Genomic DNA, 22,926 nt, shown 5'->3' with positions numbered 1-22,926 from the left:
TGCGGGTCGACTCAAGCCGGTGTGCGATACCGTGCGGCCGGCGGCCGGTGCTGAGCCCACGGGCGCGCCGATTCCAATTGCGCGGCAAGCGAAATGAGCGTCAACCCATCGTTGGGCCGCCCCACCAGATGGACCGCTTCGGGCAGCCCGTGCGGCGAGATTCCGACCGGGACCGACATGGCCGGTTGCCCGGTGTAGTTCTGCGTCGGGGTGAACGGCATGAACCCCAGCACCCGCGCCATCGCGCGGGTGGGTCCCAGCCCCTCGAGGTGCCCGACGGGCACCGGCGGCTTACCCAGCACCGGCGTCAAGAGCACGTCGAAATCGGCGACGGGCCGCAGCCCGCGCTCGCTCATCCGGTCTCGGGCGGCCAGCGCTCGGTGCGCCAGCCAGTCGGGAACCAGCCGGGCGGTACGCCCCTCGGCCTGAATCCGCGGTTCCAACAGCTCTGGTGTGGGCAGCCGCTCGATTTCATCGGCCAGGCCATGCATCATCAGCGCGAACACCGAGAGGACAGCGGCCGGCGGATAGACCGGATCACGCTCGACAACTTCGTGGCCGAGCGAGCGCAGCAGCTCGGCGGTCTCCAATACCGGCCGGCGCACTTCGTCGCTGACCGGCACGGGGACGACCGGTTTGAAGGACATGGCGATCCGCAGCCGCCGCGGCTCGCGCGACACCGCCTCGATCAGTGTCGGCGGCGGTGCCGCCGAGACGATTTCGTCGTGGGGTTCCAGGCCGGCCATCGCGTCGTGCAGCAGCGCCGCATCGGCCACACTTCGGGCCAGTGCACCGATGTGATGCAGCCCGTGGAACCGGTACGCCCGCTCCGGCGATTGCTTGGTGCTGATCCACCCGCGCTGACCCTTCAGGCCCACCACTCCGCAGCACGCGGCCGGGATGCGAACCGACCCGCCACCGTCGGTGCCCAGCGCGCCGGGCACCATGCCGGCCGCCACCGCCGCCGCCGAACCGCCGCTGGAACCTCCGGTTGTCCGTTCCAGGTGCCACGGATTGCGGGTGACACCCCAGGTGGGGGACTCGCACATCGGGACGGCACCGAACTCGGGCAGATTCGTCTTGCCGATGATCACCGCCCCGGCCTCCCGCAGGCGCCGCACGGCGGCACTGTCGCGGCTCACCGGGCCGGTGTCGATCGCGGTGCCGCACATCGACGACACTCCCGCCACATCGGTGTCGTCCTTGACCGCGATCGGCACCCCCGCCAGCGGTAGCGCTTCGCCTGCGGCCAGCCGGCGTTCGACCTGCGCCGCTTCTGCCAACGCCTGGTCGGCGAGCACAACGCGGAATGCATTCAAAATCGGGTCCAGTTGAGCGATCCGCTCCAGATGGAATTCGACGAGCTCTCGTGGCGAAACCTCACGATCGCGCACCAGCTGCGCCAGCCTTGCCACCCCGGCAAAAGCCAGGCCCTGATCATCAACGGCGGTCATGCACGCCCTTTCGCGCCAGCCCCCCGTCCGACTAAATACCCCGCCGAGTGTACGCACACTTTGATCGATGCCGCCGAGCACGAATTCATGCAGGCCAGCGATGACCTTGTCCTACGGCAATAGGACTTTCGGCTCTCGCCCGCGATACCCGGACGGTCAAAGAATCAGTAAGAGCAGCAGTGGAAGGGGAGTCACCGCTTGCCAGGGAGGACATTTTCGATGAGGAAGTCCATGCCGTCCGCCGCGAGGCGCACGTGGCGCTTGATCGTCATGGTCGGTTGGCGACCGGGGGCAATGCGATGACCACCGACGTCGGCCTGGACCGCGACAGCCTCGAAATGATGCTGGCCTCACTCGACGATTTCCTCGCCGAGGCACTGCCGGATGCTCGCCGGTTGGACCTCGACCACGACGACGTCTGCCCGGAGGAAACCGTCCGCGCGATGTGCGGTGAGGACCTCGGCGTGCAGCTCGTCTTCATCCCGGAGGAGTACGGCGGGTTCGGCGGCGGGGCGTTCGACTCCTACCGGGTCTGCGAACGACTCGCCCGCTTCGACATCGGCGTCGCCACCGCCGTGCTGGCCACGTTCCTCGGCAGCGACCCGATCGTCGTGGGCGCGACCGCGCAGCAGCGCAAGGAGTGGCTGGGGCGCATCGCCGAACGGGGCATTCTATTCGCTTACGCCGCAACGGAACCCGAGGCGGGTAGCGACCTGGCCGCGATGAACACGACCGCCACGCCGGTCGAGACCGACGGCCAGGTGACCGGCTACCGGCTCAACGGGCGCAAGCAGTGGATCAGCAACGGCTCCATCGCGGATGCCTACTCCGTGCTGGCCCTGGCGCCGGGCGGACCGTCCTGGTTCGTCGTGGAAAAGGGCACGCCCGGCTTCTCGGCGGCGCCCCCGGAGGACAAGCACGGCATCCGGTTGTCCGACACCGCAGCGCTATTCCTCGATGACGTGCTGGTCCCGGCGGAGCATTTGGTGGGCCGGGAGGAGGGCCACGGACTCGCCCAGGCTCAGCAGGTTTTCGGCTACACGCGGGTGATGGTCGCCGCATTCGGGCTCGGTGGCGGCTGGGCGGCCCTGGACCGGGCGATCGCCTACTCCACCGAGCGGGTGCAGGGCGGCGCGCCGCTCTCGAACAAGCAAGGCTTTACCCACAAGCTGATCGTGCCGCATGCGGTGCGGCTGGAGGCGGCACGCGCGTTCATCGAGGAGACCGCGACCCGGATCGACAGCGGCGCGGGTGCCGGCGGCGCGCTCAACACCGAGGGCGCGATCGCCAAATACCTGGCCACCGAGGCCGGTAACGCGGCCGCCGAGGCGGCGATCCAGGCGCACGGCGGATACGGCTACACCCGTCCGTACCTGGTGGAGAAGATCAAGCGCGACGTCCGGATCACCACGATCTACGAGGGCACCTCGGAGATCATGGAGATGACGATCGCCCGCGGGCGCTGGCAGCAGCACCTCAAGACGTCGGGCGCCTACTACCGCGACGCGGCTCGCGCGCTTGACGATGTCCCCGGCGAATGTGGCGGCCCCACGGCGGCGCTGGCGCTGGAATGCCTTGCCGCGGTGCTGGAATCGTGCCGAGTCGGCCGGCTGACCCGCAGCCAGCACGTACTGCTGCGGCTGGGCGAGCTGATCAGCTACGCCGAGTGCGCGGGCGCACTGGCCCGCCGCGCAGCCGCGGCCGCAACCGGTGCGTTGCCGCCGAAATCGGACACCCGCTTCGACGGGGCCGCGCTGGCCGCGATCAGCCGAGTGTTTGCGCGCGATGCCGCGCTGAGGGTCGCCGAGGAGGGCTTGCGGTGGGTGACCGGCGCCGGCTCCGGGGCGGACCTTGCCCTCGGTATGCCGCTCGACCGGGTGCGGGCCGCGCAAACCGGCCTGCTGGATGACATGGACCGGGTGGCGGACGCGCTGTATCGAAGAGAGGCCGGAAAATCATGACGACAACGCCACAGGAGCCCATCGCGGTGGTCGGCGTCAGCGCGATCATGCCCGACGCGCCCGACGCCGCCACCTTCTGGGCCAACATCAAGGCCGGCCGTTACAGCATCAGCGACGTGCCGCCCGATCGCTGGGACCCTGAGCTCTACTACGACCCGGACCCGCACGCGCCCGACAAGACCTATTCCCGCATCGGCGGGTGGGTCCGCGACTTCACATGGGAGCCGCTGGCGTGGCGGTTACCGATCCCGCCGGCGGTCAGCGCGCAGATGGACGACGGTCAGAAGTGGGTGGTAGCGGCCGCCCGCTCCGCCCTGCTCGAAGCCGGGTGGCCGGACTGGACGGTCGACCCCGAACGAGTCGCGGTCATCATCGGCAGCGCCATCGGCGGCGACAAGCAGCATTACACCAACCTTCGGATCCAGTTGCCCGCCATCATCAAGAAGCTTTGCAGCGCACCGTCTTTCGCGGCGTTGCCGGGGTCGGTGCGGGACGCCGTGGTCGCGGAGACCCGCGCCTCGTTCCTGGAGGGCATCTCCGAGATCACCGAGGACACCATGCCCGGAGAGCTCGCGAACGTGGCAGCGGGCCGGGTGGCGAACCTGTTCAACTTCCGCGGCCCCAACTTCACCACCGACGCGGCGTGCGCATCGGGGCTGGCCGCCATGTCGGCCGCCGTGCGGGGATTGCAGGCCGGCGACTTCGATGCCGCCTTGACCGGCGGACTCGACCGCAACATGGACCCGGCGGGGTTCGTGAAGTTCTGCAAGATCGGCGCGCTCTCGGCGACCGGCACCCGCCCGTTCGATGCGGGCGCCGACGGCTTCGTGATGGGTGAGGGCGCCGCCCTGTTCGTCCTCAAGCGGCTGTCCGACGCCGAACGCGACGGCGACCGGGTCTACGCGGTGCTGCTCGGCGTCGCCGGCTCCAGCGACGGTCGCGGCAAGGGCATCACCGCTCCCAATCCGGTGGGCCAGCGGCTGGCGGTGGAGCGCGCCTGGGCGGTGTCCGGTCTCGATCCGGCGGCGGCCTCCTGCATCGAGGCGCACGGGACGTCCACCCGGGTGGGGGACGCCACCGAACTCGCCAGCCTCACAGACGTTTTCCGTAAGGCCGGCGCGCCGCACGGTTCGATCGCGCTGGGCTCGGTCAAGTCCAACATCGGCCACCTCAAGGGCGCCGCCGGTGCCGCGGGCCTGTTCAAGACGGTGCTCAGCCTGCACGACAAGGTGCTGGCGCCCAGCCTGCACTTCGAGCAGCCGAACCCCAACGTCGACTGGAATGACATCCCGTTCCGGGTCAACACCGAACTGGGCGAGTGGCCCGCGCCGGACAACGGGGTGCGGTGCGCCGGGGTCAGCTCTTTCGGATTCGGCGGCACCAACTTTCATGCCGTGCTCGAGGAGTACGTCCCCGGTCGGCATCGCCCGCCGGGGGAGGCCCGCTCCTACCCGGGCGCGACGATCGAGCAGCGCTCCGCGCCGGCGACGGCCGCACCCGTCGAGGCGAAAGCCCCGCTGCGCGGCGCGGCGGTGGTCGGCGGCGCGGATGACGCCGACGTGGCCGCACAGCTGGAGCGGCTTGCCGCACGGGCGTCGGCCGGCCAGGCCCCCGCGGTGGCTCCGCCGGACCCCGCCCTGGCGGGCGCGCCCGTTCGGGTTGCCATCGACTATGCGGACGCGGCCGACCTCGCCACGAAGGCGACGAAGGCGGCCGGTGCTCTGCGGCAAAGCGATCCGGCCGTGTGGCGGATGCTGCGGGCGCAGGGCGTCTTCGTCGGCCGCGGCGCACCGGGCAAGGTCGCGTTCCTCTACACCGGTCAGGGCTCGCAGTACGTCAACATGCTTTCCGACCTGCGCGCCCGGGAGCCGATCGTCAAGGCGATGTTCGACGAAGCCGACCGCGTCACCAGGCACCTGCTGGAGAAGCCGCTCACCGACTACATCTTCACCGACAGCGCCGATGAGACTGTCGCGCAACGGCTCTCGCAGCAACTCATGCAAACGGAGATCACCCAGCCGGCCGTCCTGGCCACGGATCTGGGCCTGGCCCGGCTGCTCGATGCCTACGGCGTGCGGCCGGACATGGTGATCGGCCACAGCCTGGGCGAATACGGCGCGTTGATGGCCGCCGACGCGCTGTCGCTGGACGCCGCCCTCGAAGCCGCCAGCGTCCGTGGACGGGCGATGGCCGACCTGCCCGGTCCCGACAACGGCGCGATGGCGGCGGTGACCGGTCCGCTGTCCGAGATCGAGCGGATCGTCGAGTCGACGGACGGCTACGTCGTCATCGCCAACATCAACAGCACCAATCAGGCCGTCATCGGCGGTGCCACCGACGCCGTCGAGCGCGCCGTCGCCGCGTTACAGGCCGCCGGCATGAGCGCCTCCCGGCTCCCGGTCAGCCACGCGTTCCACACCGCGATCGTCGCGCCGGTCAGCGAACCACTCAAGACCGTCCTGCGCCGGCTCGGCGTGAATGCGCCGCGCCTGCCGGTGGTTTCGAACGTCACCGGCGAGTTCTATCCGGCCGACGCCGACCTCGAAACCATGCTGGACCTGCTCAGCCGTCAGGTGTCTTCGCCGGTGCGGTTCGTCGACGGATTGCGCACGCTGTACGCGGCGGGTGCCCGCGTCTTCGTGGAGGTCGGCCCGAAGAAGGCGCTGCACGGCTTTGTCGAAGACGTGCTCGGTGAAGACGTGTTGGCGCTCTTCACGAACCACCCGAAAACCGGCGATGTCGCCTCGTTCAACCGGGCACTGTGCGGGCTCTACGCGGCCGGGCTGGGATTCGGCCCCCCGGCCGCGGCGGGCACGGGCACCGCCACGGTGGCGACCGCCCCGCAAACCGTAGTGCCGAGCGGGAGGTCCGCGATGAATGGCGAACAGCCGGTGGTGATCACCGGCGCAGCGCTTGGGCTGCCCGGTGTCGAGCGCGTCTTCGACGAAGAAAACATCGCGCGGATCCTCGACGGGCAACAGTTCATCGACACCATTCCGCACCGGCTGCGGCGGTCGATGCTCGACCGGCACATCACCCGCCTGGTCAAGCGGGAATCCGGCGACCCCACGTTCGAGACGATCGACAACGAGGCCGACGTCATCAAACTGGCCGGGCGCAGCGCACCGCTGGACGTGGTCGCCGAGTTCGCGGTCGACACCGCACGCGACGCCGCCCTGGATTCGACCACCAAGCTGGCGATCGGGGCGGGCTTCGACGCGCTGCGCGATGCCGGAATCCCGCTGGTCATGCACTACAAGACCACGACGCTGGGCACCCAGTTGCCCGACCGGTGGGGGCTGCCGGGCTCGATGCGCGACGACACCGGCGTCGTCTTCGCCTCCGCGTTCCCGGGTTACGACAACTTCGCCCGCGACCTCGAGCACTACTACGTCGACCGGAGCAACCGGGAGCATCTGCTCGCATTGGAGGCGGTGCGGGCCCGGATGAGCGGCGACGAACCGGCCGCGACGGAGGTCGACCGGCGCATCCACGAGCTGCGTCACGCGCTGGCGTCCGACCCGTACCAGTTCGACCGCCGGTTCATCTTCCGCTGCCTGGCGATGGGTCATTCGCAGTTCGCCGAGATCATCGGCGCGCGCGGGCCCAACACGCAGGTCAATGCCGCATGCGCGAGCACGACGCAGGCGATTTCGCTCGCCGAGGACTGGATCCGGGTCGGCCGCTGCCGCCGGGTGATCGTCGTCTCCGCCGACGACGCCAGCTCCGACGCGCTGCTGCCCTGGCTGGGGTCCGGATTCCTGGCGTCCGGCGCGGCCGCCACCGACGACATCGTCGAGGAGGCCGCCACACCGTTCGACCGCCGCCGCCACGGAATGATCCTCGGCATGGGCGCGGCCGCCCTGGTGGTGGAGTCCGCCGAGTCCGCCGCCGAGCGCGGGCTGCAACCCATCTGCGAGGTCCTCGGCAGTGTCACCGCCAACAGCGCCTTCCACGGCACCAGGCTCGACGTCGAGCACATCGGCGGCGTGATGGAAAACCTGGTTGCCCAGGCCGAGGCGCGCGGTGTGGACCGCCACGCCATCGCGCCCAGCACCGTTTTCGTGTCCCACGAGACGTACACGCCGGCCCGTGGCGGCAGTGCCGCGGCCGAGATCAATGCGCTGCGAAGGGTTTTCGGGTCTGACGCCGACGCCGTGGTCATCACCAACACCAAGGGCTTCACCGGCCACGCGATGGGCGCCGGCATCGAGGACATCGTGGCTATCAAGGCGCTCGAAACCGGTCTGGTGCCGCCCGTCCCGAACTTCAAGGAACCCGATCCGGAGCTGGGCCGGCTGAACCTGTCGGTGGGCGGCAGCTATCCCGTGCAGTACGCGCTCCGGTTGGGCGCCGGGTTCGGTTCGCAGATCGCGATGACGCTGATGCGCTGGACCCCGGTTCCCGACGGCCGCCACCGGCCACCCGACGAACTCGGTTACGAGTACCGGATCATCGACCGCGCCGCCTGGGGGCGCTGGCTCGCACAGGTGTCGGGCAGGCCGGATGCCGACCTGGAGATCGTGCAGCACCGGCTGCGGGTCGTGGACACCGGTGCGCCGGTGCCGGCCCCGCCGGCTCCCGTGGCCGCCCCTTCGCAGAAACCGGTGCCCGCCCCGGTGCAGGAGCCGGCGCCGGCCCCGGTGGTGTCCGCGCCGGTGGCGGCGGCCGGTGACGAGGTCGTCGATGTGGTGGTGGGCACGGTGGCCGAGTTGACGGGTTATCCGCGTGAGTTGCTGGATCTGGACTTGGATTTGGAGGCCGATCTGGGGGTGGACACGGTTAAGCAGGCCGAGATTTTCGCCGCGATTCGGGAGCACTACGGGGTGGCTCGTGACGAGAACCTGAAGTTGCGTGACTTTCCGACCCTGAATCACGTCATCGGCTGGATCCGTGCCAAGGCCGGCGTGGCGGCGCCGCCCGCCGAGGCGCCCGTGGCGCCGGTCCCGGTGGCGCCGGCCGGCGACGAGGTCGTCGATGTGGTGGTGGGCACGGTGGCGGAGTTGACGGGTTATCCGCGTGAGTTGCTGGATCTGGACTTGGATTTGGAGGCCGATCTGGGGGTGGACACGGTTAAGCAGGCCGAGATTTTCGCCGCGATTCGGGAGCACTACGGGGTGGCTCGTGACGAGAACCTGAAGTTGCGTGACTTTCCGACCCTGAATCACGTCATCGGCTGGATCCGTGACAAGGCGGGGGAGGCCCACCCAAAAGCGCCGGCTGACACACCGCAGGCGGCGCCAAACGCCGTCGCGGTGCAGCCCACCATCGCGGGCGACATCGCCGCCACCGACCGGATCACCCGACAGGTGCCGGTACCCGCCCTGCGGCCAGAGCTCGCGGCCTGCGTGCAAACCGGGGTCACGCTCGGCAGCGGCACGCGCGTCGCCGTCATGGGCGACGCAGGCGGCGTCGCGGATGCGCTGATCGCCCGGCTGACCCGGCTCGGCGTCGACGTGGTGGCGCTGAGGCCCGACGACGACGTCGGCGCCGTCCTGAGCGACGCGGTCGACGGCGTCTACTGGCTGGCGGCCCTGGACGACGAGGGCCCGCTGGAGCGCTTGGACCTCGCCGGCTGGCACGAAGCGCTGCGGCGCCGTGTGCGCAACCTCTACACCACCATGCGGCACCTGTACGACCACAGCCCATTCCTGGTGGTCGCCACCCGGCTGGGCGGGTACCACGGCTACGACGCGGCGGGCGCGACCTGCCCCCTGGGTGGGGCGGTCACCGGGTTCGCCAAGGCATACCGGCGCGAGCGCCCCGAGGCGCTGGTGAAGGCGGTCGACTTCCCGGTCAACCGCAAGACCGCGGCGCTGGCCGACGCGCTGATCGACGAGACCCTCCGCGATCCCGGTTGTGTCGAGGTCGGTCACGCCGACGGCCGCCGCTGGGGCGTCGGCCTGGCGGAGCGACCGTTTTCCGGCGAGGCGAGCGAGGTCCTCGGCCCCGACCCGGTCTTCCTCGTCACCGGCGCCGCCGGCAGCATCGTGTCGGCGATTACCGCGGACCTGGCCGCAGCCTGGCGGGGCACCTTCCACCTGCTGGACCTCACGCCGGAGCCCGACCCGGCCGACCCCGACCTGCGCCGGTACGCCGAAGACCGCGACGGGTTCAAAGTCGAACTGGCGGATCGGATCCGCGCGCGGGGCGAGCGCCCGACACCGGTCCTGATCGAGCGGGAACTGGCACGCCTGGAGCGCCTGCAGGCCGCGCTGGCCGCGATCCGTGCCGTCGAGGCGGCCGGGGGTTCGGCGCGCTACCACAGCGTCGACCTCACCGACGCCGACGCCGTGGACAAAGTGATGGCGCAGGTGCGGGAGACCAGCGGGCACATCGACGTCCTGCTGCACGCCGCCGGCGTCGAGGTCAGCCACGGGCTCCCCGACAAGGAGCCCGCTGAGTTCGACCTGGTGCTCGGGGTCAAGGGCGACGGGCTGTTCAACGTGCTGCATGCCGCCGGTGACCACCCGCTGGGCGCCGTAGTGGCGTTCAGCTCGGTCGCCGGCCGGTTCGGCAACATGGGCCAGACCGACTACAGCGCCGCCAACGACCTGCAATGCAAGATCCTGAGCAACCTGCGTCGCACCCGGCCGGGGGTAAGGGCGCTGACGATCGACTGGACCGCCTGGGGCAGCATCGGCATGGCCACCCGCGGATCGATCCCGAAGATCATGGCGGCGGCCGGGGTCGAGATGCTCCCCGCCGAGGCGGGCGTGGCGTGGATCAGGCGTGAACTGGGCGCCGGCCTGACCGACGGCGAAGTCGTCGTAGCCGGGGCGCTGGGCACGCTCACCGCCGAACTTCACGACACCGGCGGCGTCGACCCCGCTTCGCTGACGGCCGACGGGCCGATGATCGGCGAGGTTGTCCGTGCCGGCGTGCACGACGGGTTGGTCATGCACACCGTCCTCGACCCGGCCACCCGGCCATTCCTGGATCACCACCGCATCGAGGGCACACCGGTGCTGCCCGGCGTGATGGGCATGGAGACATTCGCCGAAGCCGCCCGGCTGCTGGCGCCCGACCTGCACGTCGCCGCCATCGAGAACGTCGACTTCCGGGCCCCGCTCAAGTTCTATCGGGACGAGCCGCGCACCGTCACGGTGACGGCCCTGGTGCGACCCGACGGGGACGACCTCGTCGCCGAATGCCGCCTCTCAGCCGAGCGCACGCTACCCGGAAGCGACCAGCCGCAGCGCACCGTGCACTTCACCGGCTCGGTGCGGTTGACGGCCGAGCCACCCACCCTCGCCGACGGCAGCCTTGATCGCGGCGGCGAAGCGCCCGCGCTGACCCCGGAGCAGGTCTACCGGCTCTACTTCCACGGCCCGGCCTATCGGGTGGTCGGTTCGGCGTGGAAGTGCGACGACGGCGCCGCCGCCCGATTCGCCCCCGACCTGCCGCCGCAAACCGACGAGCCGGTGCTGATCGGGCCGCGGCTCGTCGAGCTGTGCTTCCAGGCCGTCGGGCTGTTCGAGGCCGGCACCGAGGGCGTCCTGGCCCTGCCGCTGCATGTCGATGCGGTTCCCCTGAACGGGACGCCGACGGAAGGGACCGGGCTCGTGGCCACCGCGCGACCGGACGGGCGCGGCGGTTTCGTCTGCACCGTCCGCGACGGCGAGGGCGGGCCCGTGCTGCGGGTCGACGGCTACCGCACCGTGCCGCTGCCGCAGCCACCGCCGGCGGACGTCGTCGCCCCGATCCGCTCCGTCATGCGCGGCTGAGGGGACGGGGCTATGGACAGGGAGATTCGCCGGCTGGCGATCGTCAACCGCGGCGAACCCGCGGTTCGCGCGCTGACCGCGGTCGCCGAACTCAACCAGGCCGGCGACCAACCGGCCATCCGGACAATCGTCTGCTATACCGACGCGGACGCCGACGCGTGGTACGTGCGCCAGGCCGACGAGGCCGTGCTGCTGGGGTCCGCGACGTTCGCCGACCCGGCCGACGGCACCCGGCGGTCCCGCTACCTGGACCAGCCGGCGGTGATGGCGGCGCTGCGCGAGAGCGCGGCCGACGCCGTATGGGTCGGCTGGGGCTTCCTGGCCGAGCATGCCTCTTTCGCGGAGGCATGCGAGGAGGCCGGCATCGTCTTCGTCGGCCCGGGCAGCGCCACCATCCGGCGACTCGGCGACAAGGTGGCCGCCAAACGGCTCGCCGAGCAGGTGGACGTCCCGGTGGTGTGCTGGAGCGGCGGGCCGGTCGACGACGTGGCCGACGCGAGCGCGCTTGCGACCAGGCTCGGCTATCCGCTGCTGGTGAAGGCGGCCGCCGGGGGAGGCGGCCGTGGGATCCGAACGGTTTACAGCGCCGCCGAACTCGCCGCGGCACTGCCCTCGGCGCGGGCCGAGGCGCAGCTGGCCTTCGGCGACCCGACGGTGTTCCTGGAGAAGCTCGTGCCGGCCGCCCGTCACGTCGAAGTGCAGGTGATCGCCGACCACTACGGCACCGTCTGGGCGGTGGGCGTCCGCGACTGCACCTTGCAGCGCCGCCGCCAGAAGGTGCTGGAGGAATCGGCTTCAACGGTGCTCGACGCCGACGGGGAACGGGCGATCCGGGAAGCGGCGGTACGCCTGGCCACCGCGGCGGGCTACCGCAACGCGGGCACGGTCGAGTTCCTGGTCGACCCGGACACCGGGAACTTCCTGTTCATGGAGGTCAACACCCGGCTGCAGGTCGAGCACCCAGTGACCGAGGTCACCACCGGGCTGGACCTGGTGAAGCTGCAGCTCCACGTGGCTCGCGGCAGGCGGCTGGTCGGCGCGCCGCCGCAGGTGTCGGGGCATGCGATCGAGGCCCGGGTGTGCGCCGAGGATCCCGAGGAGGCGTTCACCCCCGCGCCGGGCCGGTTGACCAGCCTGCGCCTGCCGGCCGGCAACGGAATCCGCGTCGACGCGGGCGTGCGCGAAGGGGACCGGATCCCGCCCGACTTCGATTCCATGATCGCCAAGATCGTCGCCTGGGGAAGCGACCGCACCGAGGCCCTCGCCCGGCTCCGTCGCGCTCTGCTCGACACCACCATCGTGGTGGAAGGTGGCACCACCAACCGCTCGTTTCTGCTGAGCCTGCTCAACCGACCGGAGGTGCGCGACGGGCGCTTCGACAACCACTGGCTGGACCGGCTGACCGCGGAGGCGGCCCACCTGCCCGCGCCGGATCCGGTTGCCGTACTGGTCGCCGCCGTGGAGTCGTACGACCTCGACGAGGCCGCCGAGCGCGCCGCGTTCCATGCCCGCGCCGCTCGCGGTGGTGCCGACACCTCAGCAGAAGTGGGACACCGGTGCCGCCTCCGCTACCGGGGCCAGCGGTACATCCTGGACGTCTACCGCACCGGTGTAAGTACCTACCGCGTGACCGGTGCCGGCACCGCGGACCTGACGGTCTCCGACCGCGACGGATACGAGCGGCGGGTGGTCGTCGGCGGCGTGGCGCACCGGGTGGTGTCCGTGGTGGAAGGCGCCACCCTGCGCGTCGACATCGACGGCGTCGCGCACACCGTGTCGCGCGACGACGGGGGCCTGGTGCGCAGCCCGGGGCCGGCATTCGTGGTCTCGGTTCTCGTCGAGCCGGGTGACCAGGTCGTCGAGGGCGACCGGCTCGCCGTGCTGGAGAGCATGAAGATGGAAACCACCCTCACGGCGCCGTTCGCCGGGACCGTCGCCTCGGTCGAAGCCGGCGCGAACGTGCAGGTAGAAGCTGGAGCGCCGGTGGTCCGCATCACGACGGCCGACACTCATGAGCGCGTCGGCGCGGCCGCGGTCGACTTCACCGGCCTGCGCACCGCGGAGCCACCCGGGACGCCGGCGTGCGAGCGCGTGTACGGCGCGCTGCGCTCCTACCTGCTCGGGTATGACCTGGATCCCGCCTCGGTTCAGGCGATGCTGACCCGGCAGCGCCGGCTGGGCGAGATCGCGGCGCCCACCGACCCCGACCTGCTGCGCTGCGAGGACGGCCTGCTGGACCTGTTCACCGACGTCGGCTCGCTGTACCGACCACGCGGCGAGGTCGAGCCCGAGGAGGCGCTCGTCGACGGCAGCACCCGGGAGTACCTGCTGTCGTTCCTGCAGTGGCTGGACGCGGACCGGGCCGGCCTGCCCGACTCGTATCGGCGCCGGCTGGAGCGCGCGCTGTCGCGGTACGGGGTGCGTGGCCTGGAGCGCACGCCCCAGCTCGAGGAAGCGGTTGTCTGGATGTTCCGCTCATTCCGCCGGGTCGGCGAGCTGGCCGGAGCGGTGACCGCGATCCTCGAGCGCCGGCTCCGCGACCGCGCCGAGCTGGCTAAGGTGGCCGACCCCGAGATGCGGTCCCGGCTTGACCGGCTGGCGGCCATCCAGGGGCGCCAGCGCAACGTCGCGGACCTGGCCCGCGATGTGCGGTTCCACTACTTCGACGAACCCCTGCTCGCGGCGACCGTCACCCTCGAGTACTCCCGCGTGCAGCGGGATCTCGATGCGCTGCGGGACGATCCCGACGGCGCCGGCCGGTCCCGCCGAATCGACCGCCTCGTCGCCTGCCCGCAGCCGCTGCGCGCCGAGCTGCTGCGGCGATGGCGTGCCAGCCGCGACCCGGCGCTGCACCGGGTGTTGGCGGAGGTGTACATCCGCCGGTTCTACCGGATCCGCCAACTCCGCAACGTGGCCGTGGATGAGCATGACGGCTGGCTGTTGGGCAGCGCCGACTACGACTTCGAGGACAAGCACATCCACCTGGTCACCGCGTACGCGCCGTGGGCGGAGCTGCCCGAGCTGTCCGGGGCGATCGCCGCGCAGTTGCGGACGGCCGACCCCGATCGGCAGGTCGTGGTGGATTTGGAGCTCTGGCGGCACGGCGAGACGACGGATATCGACACCGTCATCGCCGAGGCCGAAAAGCTGCTTGCCGGTTGCGATTTCGGGCGACTGCTGTGGCGCCTGGATTTGACCGTGACAACCCTGGACGGGACCGCGCCGGAGCGCTTCCGCACCCACCACGTGACCTACCGGCAGCGGGAGGGTCAATTCGTCGAGGACCCGCTCTATCGCAATCTGCATCCGATGTTGGCCAAGCGGCTGGACGTGTGGCGGCTGGCGAACTTCGAACTCCGCCGCCTGCGCTCGGCCGAGGACGTGTACGTGTTCCACGCGGTGGCCCGCGACAACCCCGCCGATCACCGGCTGTTCGCGCTCGCCGAAGTGCGCGACCTGACGCCGGTGCGCTCCGTGGGCGGCGCGGTGCGATACCCGCGCCTGGAGCTGATGGGTCTGCTCGCACTGTCGGCGATGCAGGAAGCGTTGACCGCGTTCGAGGCGCGCAACCGGCCGGCCGCCAACCGGATGATGCTCTACGTGCGGCCCCCGTGGGATGTTCCGCGCGCCGCGTGGGACGAACTGGCCGGATCGCTGGCACCGTTGGCCGTCGGCGCCGGGCTGGAGAAGGTGGTGCTGCGCGTGCGCTATCCCGACGGGCGCCACGCCGTGCTCGACCTGGAGGGCTTGGACGGGGGCGTGACGATACGCGAACGTCCGCCGGACAAGCAGCCGGTCCGCCCGTTGACGGCGTATCAGCAGAAGCTATTGCGCGCCAACCGCTTTGGTGCCCCCTATCCGTATGAGATCGTGCGGATGCTCACCCCTCCGCCCGGGGCCGTTTCCCGGTTTCCCGCCGGGCGGTTCGTCGAGCACGACCTGGACGAGCAGGGCGGCCTGGCGCCGGTGTCGCGACCGTACGGCAACAACAGCGCCAACATCGTGGTCGGTGTGCTCCGCAACGACACCGAGAAGGTGCCGGAGGGCATGACCCGGGTGGCGCTGTTCGGCGACCCGACCCGCGGACTGGGCAACCTGGCCGAGCCGGAGTGCCGGCGCATCATCGCGGCGCTGGATCTGGCCGAGCGGATGCGGGTGCCGGTCGAGTGGTTCGCGCTGTCGTCCGGGGCGAAGATCGCGATGGACAGCGGCACGGAGAACATGGACTGGATTGCCGCGGTGCTGCGCCGCCTCATCGAGTTCACCCAGGCCGGCGGGGAGGTGAACATCGTCGTCACCGGCGTGAACGTGGGCGCCCAGCCGTACTGGAACGGCGAATCGACGATGCTGATGCACACCCGGGGCATCCTGGTGATGACGCCGGCCAGCGCGATGGTGCTGACCGGCAAACAGGCGCTGGACTTCTCCGGCGGGGTGTCCGCCGAAGACAACTTCGGTATCGGCGGTTTCGACCGGATCATGGGGCCCAACGGCCAGGGGCAGTATTGGGCTCCGACGCTGGCCGAAGCCTGCGAAATCCTGCTGCGCCATTACGAATACACCTACGTGCCGCCAGGCGAGAGGTGGCCGCGGCGGCGCACCACCACGGACCCGGTTGACCGTGACGTGCGATCCGCGCCGCACTCCGGGTGCGACATGGCGACCGTTGGCGAGATCTTCTCCGACGACCACAATCCGGAGCGTAAGAAGCCGTTCGACATGCGCTCGGTGATGCGGGCCGTCGCCGACGCCGACTCCGCGCCGCTGGAACGCTGGGGCCAATGGCGCGGCGCGGAGACGGCGATCGTGTGGGACGCCCACATCGGCGGAATCCCGGTGTGCCTGCTCGGAATCGAGTCGCACACCGTGCCTCGTCGCGGATTCGTCCCGGCGGGCGGCCCCACCTCGTGGTCGTCGGGGACGCTGTTTCCGCAGTCGTCCCGCAAGCTCGCCCGCGCGATCAACGCGGCCAGCGGCAACCGCCCGGTCGTCGTGCTGGCCAACCTGTCGGGCTTCGACGGCTCGCCCGAGTCGATGCGCCGCTGGCAACTGGAGTACGGGGCCGAAATCGGCCGTGCGGTAACGAATTTCCGCGGCCCGATCGTCTTTGTGGTGGTCTCCCGCTACCACGGCGGCGCCTTCGTGGTGTTCTCGACGAAACTCAACGATCGGCTGGAGATCGCCGCCGTCGAGGGCTCGTTCGCCTCCGTTATCGGCGGTGCGCCCGCCGCCGCCACCGTCTTCGTCCGCGACGTGGAGGCGCGCACCGATTCCGATCCCCGTGTCCGCGGGGCCGCCGAAAGGGCCCGCGAAGCAACCGGTTCCGATGCAGCGAGCGCACGGGCCCAGCTCGCCGAGCTCAGGGCGGCGGTGCACGCAGAAAAGCTCAGCGAAGTGGCCGACGAGTTCGATCGCGTGCACACGGTCGAGCGGGCGCTGGCGGTCGGCTCGGTCAATCACATCATCACCGCCGAGGGACTGCGGCCCTACATCGTCGACGCCCTCGACCGGGGCATGTCAACGGTGTAGCGGCCGGGTCCTTGTGCAGCGCAGGATAAGGCCTGATCAGAGGGTTTCCGGTGCCGAACGTGTGTTCGTCTCCTGCTCTCGTGGCCACATTTTGGCCACAGTAACGGCTACTTTGTCGAGATCCGACTCGAAAAGATCGGCGTATACGTCCAGCGTCATCGCCGCACTGGCGTGCCCGAGCATGCGCTGCACCACCTTCGGATTCGCGCCCGCCGAGATGGCCAGCGACGCAGCCGTGTGGCGCAGATCGTGGGCCGTCACCCGAGGGAAGGACTTGTCCTGGCTCTGGCAACGGCGCACCGCACCGGCGAGCCATGAATCCGGAGACGACGGCGGCCCCCGATACCCGCCAGTGCGCGACGGCCACAGCAGCTCGTCGCGCTCCTTGCCCTCGGCGGTCTGTGCCAGCGCGTCGTTGACGAACGGAGGGAGCGCCACCGCGCGGTTCTTGTTGGTCTTGAGCGTGCCGACGAACATCGTGCCGTTGACGTCCACGACATTGCGGTGAAGCTCGACCCGGCGGCGCAGAAAGTCGATATCACAGACGCGCAGCGCCGCAGCCTCTCCCCAGCGCAGACCCCCGACGCCCAGCAGCAACACCAGCGATCGGTAGCGGCCAGATTCGGCGGCCAGACGCTGCAGTTGTTCAGCGGTCAGATAGACGTTGCGCCGCGGCGGGCGCCTGGGCAGCCTCACCCCGGCCTGCATCACCGCTTAACGGCTCGGGCGGTGGCCTGGCTGAGCCGCAGGATGCGCAGATCGCCGACCGCGGTGCGGCTGCCCCGGTTGCAGACCATCGCCCCATCGCCGAAGGCTAGATCGTGCTAGCCCACCGCGGTGCCCGGCTCGGACGTGTCCGGCCGCCTGAGGGAGGCCGGGGGCCAACAGCTCGGTCGCAGTTCGTGTTAAGTCCGTCGGTTCGGGGAACCCGTCGTCGAAGATGGTGTTCATTCCGGGCGCCGCTAGCACAGGAGCTGCCATGGTCGGATCAATACTTCTCGCCCTGTTCGCTGGGGCGATCATCGGTGTAGTGGCGCGTCTGGTCATGCCGGGTAGGCAAGACATCGGTATGGTCATGACGGTTCTCCTCGGCGCCCTGGGTGGCTTGATCGGCTCCGTGGTGGCGAGCCAGTTCGGCTACCACAATGCCAATGGCGGCATCGCCTGGATTCCGTTTTTCATCGGAGTCGCCGCTGCCGTTGTCCTCATCGCGATCTACGAATCCGTGACGGGCCGGCGTGCCGGCATGATGATGGGTCGGCGTACCGGTACACCCATGATGGGTCGGCGTATCGGTACAGGCGTGATGGGTCCGCGCACCCGTACCGGCATGATGGGCCGGCGTACCCGTTACAGGTGGCCTTGGTAGCTCGCTCGATGCTAGGGGTATGCCCGAGCGCTTCGCCAACGAGTCGGCTTTATCACGCCGGCCATACCCATGGTTCTTCCGCTGTTCGAGGCGACACTGGCTGCGCGCGTGCCCGCCGTCATGTTCTCCTTCGGCGACCCTAACCCGTGGCTTGGGCAGGCGAAGAGGGCTGGTGCCACGGTGATCTGCCAAGTGCAGACGCTTCAAGACGCCGACCTCGCCGTCGGGGGGCGCTGACCTTCTGATCGCCCAAGGCAGTGCGGCTGGCGGCCACACCGGGACGTTGAGCCTGCTGCCCTTTCTTTGTGCGGTGGTGGCCCGGTTCCCCAATGTTCCGGTGTTGGCTGCCGGCGGAATAGCCGACGGGCGCACGCTGGCGGGGCGTGGTCGAGCGGCGAGATCGTGATCGCGACGCCGACGGCGACCACGGTCAGGCTGGTAACCGTCAGCTGCCAGCTTCAGTCGCCGGTGCGCACTAACTTGTCGTCGAACTCAAAGCTGGTGCAGGCGCCGGTCTCTTCCGCGCGACCGTGCCCGGTCAGCACCGGGATCGGATCCTGCGATGGTCGCGGAAGCAGATACGCCGCGGTGATTTTCGTGTGCGTCGTGCCGCCGCGCGGACATGGTTGGTCGAAGCCGTCGTCCCGGGTCCACGTCGCGCCGGCGAACACCAACGGCATACTGCCATCGGGGTTGTGGAAATAGCTCATGCACCGATCACCGGCGCGAAGACAGTCGGTGCGAACCGCGAGGTCGGCCTCCTTTTTTTCCCCGTCGGGAAACGTGACCGTGGCGTGGTAGCGGCCGTGCAGCGCTTCGGCCGGCGACACCACTCGCGGCGGCTGGCCGGTCGGGTCGGGCAGGCTGGTGACGTCGACGTCGCCGGTGCGGGTGAAGCTCACGGCCCGCTTGAAGCCGCAGCCATTGCTGGTCGTCGAGCTGTAGTCGCCGGCGAGGGTGCCGTCGGGACGGGGTTGCAGCGTCAACACCTGCCAGCGTTCGGCGGGAGCGTCGCGGCAGGTTCCGGGGCCGGTGCCGACGGCCAGCCAGCGCCCGCCAACCTCGTCGAACACCAACGTCGACACGAGCGGGGTGTCGGCGCTTCGCCGTGCCGCGGTGGCCACGCACCCGCCCGGACGGCACACCGAGCGCAGACCCCAGATTTCGGTCCTCGGCGGCGCAGCCTCGACCGGTTTCCCGTCGAGATCGGTTTGTGGGCCGAAGGCGGCGGTGTAGATACCGGTGAAGGGACCCGTATTCGGCGGCGGTGCGGCCGGCGCGGCCGGGGTTGGCTTGTTGTTGTGGTGTTGGGAGGCGTTCACGGCGGCGAAGACACCGCCGCCGATCAGCACCGCGATCACCAGCAGCGCCGGAACCACGACGCGGGGTCGCCGCCAACCCGGCCGGTGCGGGGTGGGCGTCACCCCCGGCGGTGGTGCCGGTGGTGGCAGGGCGGGTGCGGCCCCGGTGGGGGCCAGTAGGGTGTCGCGGCTCTGGATGGGGCCCGCGGTGGGCTGGTCGGTATGGTCCGCTGGATGCACCTGCACGGTCTGCTCCGGTCGGGGTAGCGGCACGGTGGTCGCGTCGCGGGCGGCGCGCGCCAACTCCACGGTGGTGGCATAGCGCTGGTCGGGGTCTTTGGCCATGCCCTTGGCGATGACGGCATCCATCCCTTCGGGCACCCCGGGGTGGCGTGCCGAGGGCCGCGGCGGCGGGGTGGTCAGGTGCCCGACGATCTGCTGCTCGAGGCTGTCGCCGGGGTAGGGGCGCTGGCCGGTCAGCGCCTCAAACAGCACACAGGCCAGGGCGTAGATGTCGGCGCGGGCGTCGGCCTGTCCGGTGTTGAGCCGCTCGGGGGACATGTAGGCCCAGGTGCCAATGGCCGCCCCGGTGCTGGTCAGCCCGGTCTCCCCGGCCGCGCGCGCGATCCCGAAATCGATCAGGTAGGCGAAGTCGTTCTTGGTGATCAAGATGTTGGACGGTTTGACGTCGCGGTGGATCAACCCGATTTCATGCGCGGCGTGCAAAGCCTCGGCGATCTGCTCGATGATCGCGATCGCCCGCGCGGGTTCCAGGGGGCCCTCGGCCAGCAGATCGTGCAGGTCGCGGCCCTCGATCAGCCGCATGGTCACATACAGCCGTCCGTCGATCTCCCCGAAGTCGTAGATGGGGATGACGTGCGGCTCGTCCAGACTCGCCGCGGCGTGGGCCTCGCGGCGAAACCGCTCAACATAGGCCGGATCCTCGGCCACAGTGGGCAACAGCAGCTTGAGCGCGACCACCCGATCCATGACGGTGTCATAGGCCCGCCACACCTCACCCATCCCACCGCGACCCAACAACTCCACCAACTGGTAACGCCCAAACGGCCTGCCCTCGACCACCGACCCCGCCGGTGTCTGCACATATGCCATCCGCTCGCCCCTAATCGACGAAATTCGCCCCACCCAGTGCGCTGACCAGCGCAGCGATCAACGCCGTCACTGGGCTCCCTTGGTTGCTGGAATTGTGATTCTCGTGCCGCTTCGAGGCCGGGCGTAGAGCCGCTTGTCCCCGGCTGCCAGGACCATTGGTCCCACCACCCGGACCGGTTGCGCGCCACCAACCCCACCACAATGGCGTGCCGGCGCCGACGGCGGCGGGCGGACCCTCCACCGATCACCGGCGCCACCATCGGTGAAACCGAGCGCGACGGGACCGGGTTCACCAATGACAGCACCGGCCAGGGCATGTTCATCAGCGTCGAGAATGTCGCGCAATTCTGACCGGTACGGGCTACGGGCAATACCCAGAAGCTTGAGTCCTAACTATTGGTGGTGGCGGAAAGCGGGCTTAGTCGTGATGGCTTGCCAACTTGTCTCGGTCAATCGGCGTCACATGGTGGGCACGCCCCTGCAACATAGTGTGATGACACAGGTTGCCCCGACGCGGCCCGCACGCGGGCCGCGACAGCACGTGGCGTGTCGGTTAGGGGGACGATGCAGCGCACTCGACCGTCCATGCACGCGGCACACCGGCGGCGCTGGTTCTCTCGCGCCCGGATCGCATGGGTAATCGCCGTTGTGGTGAGCCTGCTCATGGTGTTCGCCGTCGCGTGGGGCACAAGATTCGTTATCGACCGCCGCTCAACCGCACGACCATCGCAAACCGCCCCCGGCCCGTCGCCGACCCAGAACCGGCTCGTCTCCCCCGCCGTACCCACGGCGAGCCCGCCAGCCAACTCGGCTCCCACCAACTCGACGGTGCTGGCCACCGACTTCTCACAGCTGGAGAACAAGTTGCAGGCGACCATGGGGATCGCGGTCGGTGCAGTCGGCAACGGGCGAGACCCATTGACTCTGGGTGACTGGCGAAGCGGTCCGGCCTGGTCGACGATGAAAGTACCTCTGACGATCGCTGCGCTGCGCGAAGAAGATCCGCCCCAGCTCACCTCCGAGATGACCGCCGCCATCACCGAATCAGACAACGCGGCAGCCGAGTCGATCTGGCAGAGCCTGGGAGATCCCATCACCGCAGCCCACAAGGTGGAAGACGTGCTGCGGGAAACCGGCGATGAGACGACCGTCCAATCGCGGAAGGTGCGGCCGCAGTTCACCGCGTTCGGTCAAAGCGACTGGTCGCTATTCAACCAGGCCCGGTTCATGGCTCTCGCGGTGTGCGAGAAGCGGAATGAGCCGATATTCGCCCTGATGGGCCAAATCGAACCGGGCCAGGACTGGGGCATCGGCGACATTTCCGGCACGCGTTTCAAGGGCGGGTGGGGACCGTCGCCGGCCGGTAAGTATCTGGTACGGCAGATCGGAATACTTTCCGGCCCAACCGGCATGGTCGCCGTTGCAGTGGCGGCCGAGCCTTACTCAGGCTCCTTCGCCGACGGTACCCACGACCTCACAGAAGTGGCCCACTGGCTGACGTCTCATATCGCGACGCTGCCCGCCGGTCATTGCGGGAGCTAAGAATCGCCACGCAGGTAGTGCGGCCGACGCCCCACGTCAGCCGCTACCACAGGTAGACCACTGCGCCATTCCCCCCTCGGCAGGTGATCCAACTATCTGAGCCTTCCTTCTGGCAATGCATGAAGAAGTTCACGCCGTTTGTAGCGGGGTCGCAGTCGTCCGTCACAGCGTCGCAGTGGACTGCGCCCCGCACCGATACGATTCGCAGGTCGGGGACCGGGGCGCCGTGTTGTGCCCAATAAGCATTAAGCACGTTCTGGGCGAAGTAGCATGTTGTCTCCTTCGTGCCGCGTCCGGAATGGCTTCCCCATGCCGCCGAGCCTGGCCTTGAAAAACCTTGGTTGCATTCCTCTTGTCTCGCATCCGGGCCTGTCACCAGCGGCGGTGGCGTGGCCGGAGCGGGCACCGACCGCGATACCGGCCCCGGGGGAAGTTGCGCGGACGGGCTCGGGTAAGGCGTGGGTGGCGCTGTGTTGGGGGCCGAGAGCGAGGGACCGGCCTGCGGCCCGGGGTTCCGGTCGACAAGCAGACCGATGACCACCCCGATGGCACCCAACAGCAATGCCCCTGCGACGCCGATTACCACCATCGGCACAAGCCATTGCCGGGAGCGGTCTTCGGCACCGCGATCCGGCATCACCGTCGGACCCGTGGGCGGCCCCGAATGCGCCTGGCCCCGCGCCACGCTCATAGGGGGCAACGAAACGTACGGCGCCGCGATCGTATCGGCCTGATATTCTGTATTCGCCTGTGAGGCAAGTCGATTGGCTTGCAGTGCGCGCTGCGAGGCCCGTCCCAACGCGTCGGCGTTGCCATAGCGCTCGTCGGGCTCTTCAGGCAGGGTGGGCGTTGGCGGCGGGGGGCTGGGGCGCGGCACGAAGGAGACAACATGCTACTTCGCCCAGAACGTGCTTAATGCTTATTGGGCAC

At 69.7% G+C, this 22,926-nt stretch carries 9 protein-coding genes and 1 pseudogene; 7 read left to right on the top strand and 3 right to left on the bottom strand.

Features of this window, described 5'->3' with window-relative positions; all coding sequences use genetic code 11:
* Positions 1–11: 11 nt before the first annotated feature.
* Entirely contained in the window at positions 12–1,454 is a 1,443-nt protein-coding gene (locus A5678_RS00115; RefSeq protein ID WP_068036600.1) for an amidase, read from the bottom strand.
* Positions 1,455–1,633: 179 nt separating this feature from the next.
* Between A5678_RS00115 and A5678_RS00110 the strand changes: the two genes are divergently transcribed.
* The 3 genes from A5678_RS00110 to A5678_RS00100 are packed head-to-tail and all read left to right on the top strand — an operon-like array spanning position 1,634 to position 16,671.
* Positions 1,634–3,415 (top strand): acyl-CoA dehydrogenase family protein, encoded by a 1,782-nt coding sequence (locus A5678_RS00110; RefSeq protein ID WP_197501994.1) that lies wholly within the window; start codon positions 1,634–1,636, stop codon positions 3,413–3,415.
* A complete protein-coding gene (locus tag A5678_RS00105; protein WP_068036595.1) occupies positions 3,412–11,142 on the top strand; it encodes a type I polyketide synthase in 7,731 nt (2,576 codons plus the stop codon). Before A5678_RS00110 ends, A5678_RS00105 begins: the two co-directional genes overlap by 4 nt.
* A 12-nt stretch (positions 11,143–11,154) precedes the next feature.
* On the top strand, positions 11,155–16,671 hold the full coding sequence (locus A5678_RS00100) for a biotin carboxylase N-terminal domain-containing protein (RefSeq protein ID WP_068036592.1): 5,517 nt from the start codon (positions 11,155–11,157) through the stop codon (positions 16,669–16,671).
* 36 nt (positions 16,672–16,707) lie between these two features.
* On the opposite strand, the gene A5678_RS00095 is transcribed toward A5678_RS00100, so the two are convergent.
* Positions 16,708–17,367 (bottom strand): site-specific integrase, encoded by a 660-nt coding sequence (locus A5678_RS00095; RefSeq protein ID WP_231983533.1) that lies wholly within the window; start codon positions 17,365–17,367, stop codon positions 16,708–16,710.
* 283 nt (positions 17,368–17,650) lie between these two features.
* Here A5678_RS00095 and A5678_RS00090 point away from each other — a divergent pair, with 283 nt between their 5' ends.
* Both A5678_RS00090 and A5678_RS28270 read left to right on the top strand, forming a co-directional pair.
* A complete protein-coding gene (locus A5678_RS00090; protein WP_368664885.1) occupies positions 17,651–18,040 on the top strand; it encodes a GlsB/YeaQ/YmgE family stress response membrane protein in 390 nt (129 codons plus the stop codon).
* A gap of 238 nt (positions 18,041–18,278) precedes the next feature.
* Positions 18,279–18,446, top strand: a pseudogene (locus A5678_RS28270) (nitronate monooxygenase); the annotation flags it as partial.
* A 52-nt stretch (positions 18,447–18,498) separates the two neighbouring features.
* Here A5678_RS28270 and A5678_RS00085 read toward each other — a convergent pair.
* Entirely contained in the window at positions 18,499–20,454 is a 1,956-nt protein-coding gene (locus tag A5678_RS00085; RefSeq protein WP_068036585.1) for a serine/threonine-protein kinase, read from the bottom strand.
* A 177-nt stretch (positions 20,455–20,631) separates the two neighbouring features.
* Between A5678_RS00085 and A5678_RS26870 the strand changes: the two genes are divergently transcribed.
* Positions 20,632–20,805: a hypothetical protein gene (locus A5678_RS26870; RefSeq protein ID WP_156746699.1), complete on the top strand. Its 174-nt coding sequence runs from the start codon at positions 20,632–20,634 to the stop codon at positions 20,803–20,805.
* 477 nt (positions 20,806–21,282) lie between these two features.
* Positions 21,283–21,996, top strand: a complete 714-nt coding sequence (locus tag A5678_RS00080) for a hypothetical protein (protein ID WP_156746698.1) — start codon at positions 21,283–21,285, stop codon at positions 21,994–21,996.
* The last annotated feature ends 930 nt before the right edge of the window (positions 21,997–22,926 follow it).

The organism is Mycobacterium sp. E2733 (assembly GCF_001667585.1).
GTDB lineage: Bacteria > Actinomycetota > Actinomycetes > Mycobacteriales > Mycobacteriaceae > Mycobacterium.
Note: the sequence above shows the minus strand (reverse complement) of the source record. Positions and strands in the feature narration are given on the sequence as shown.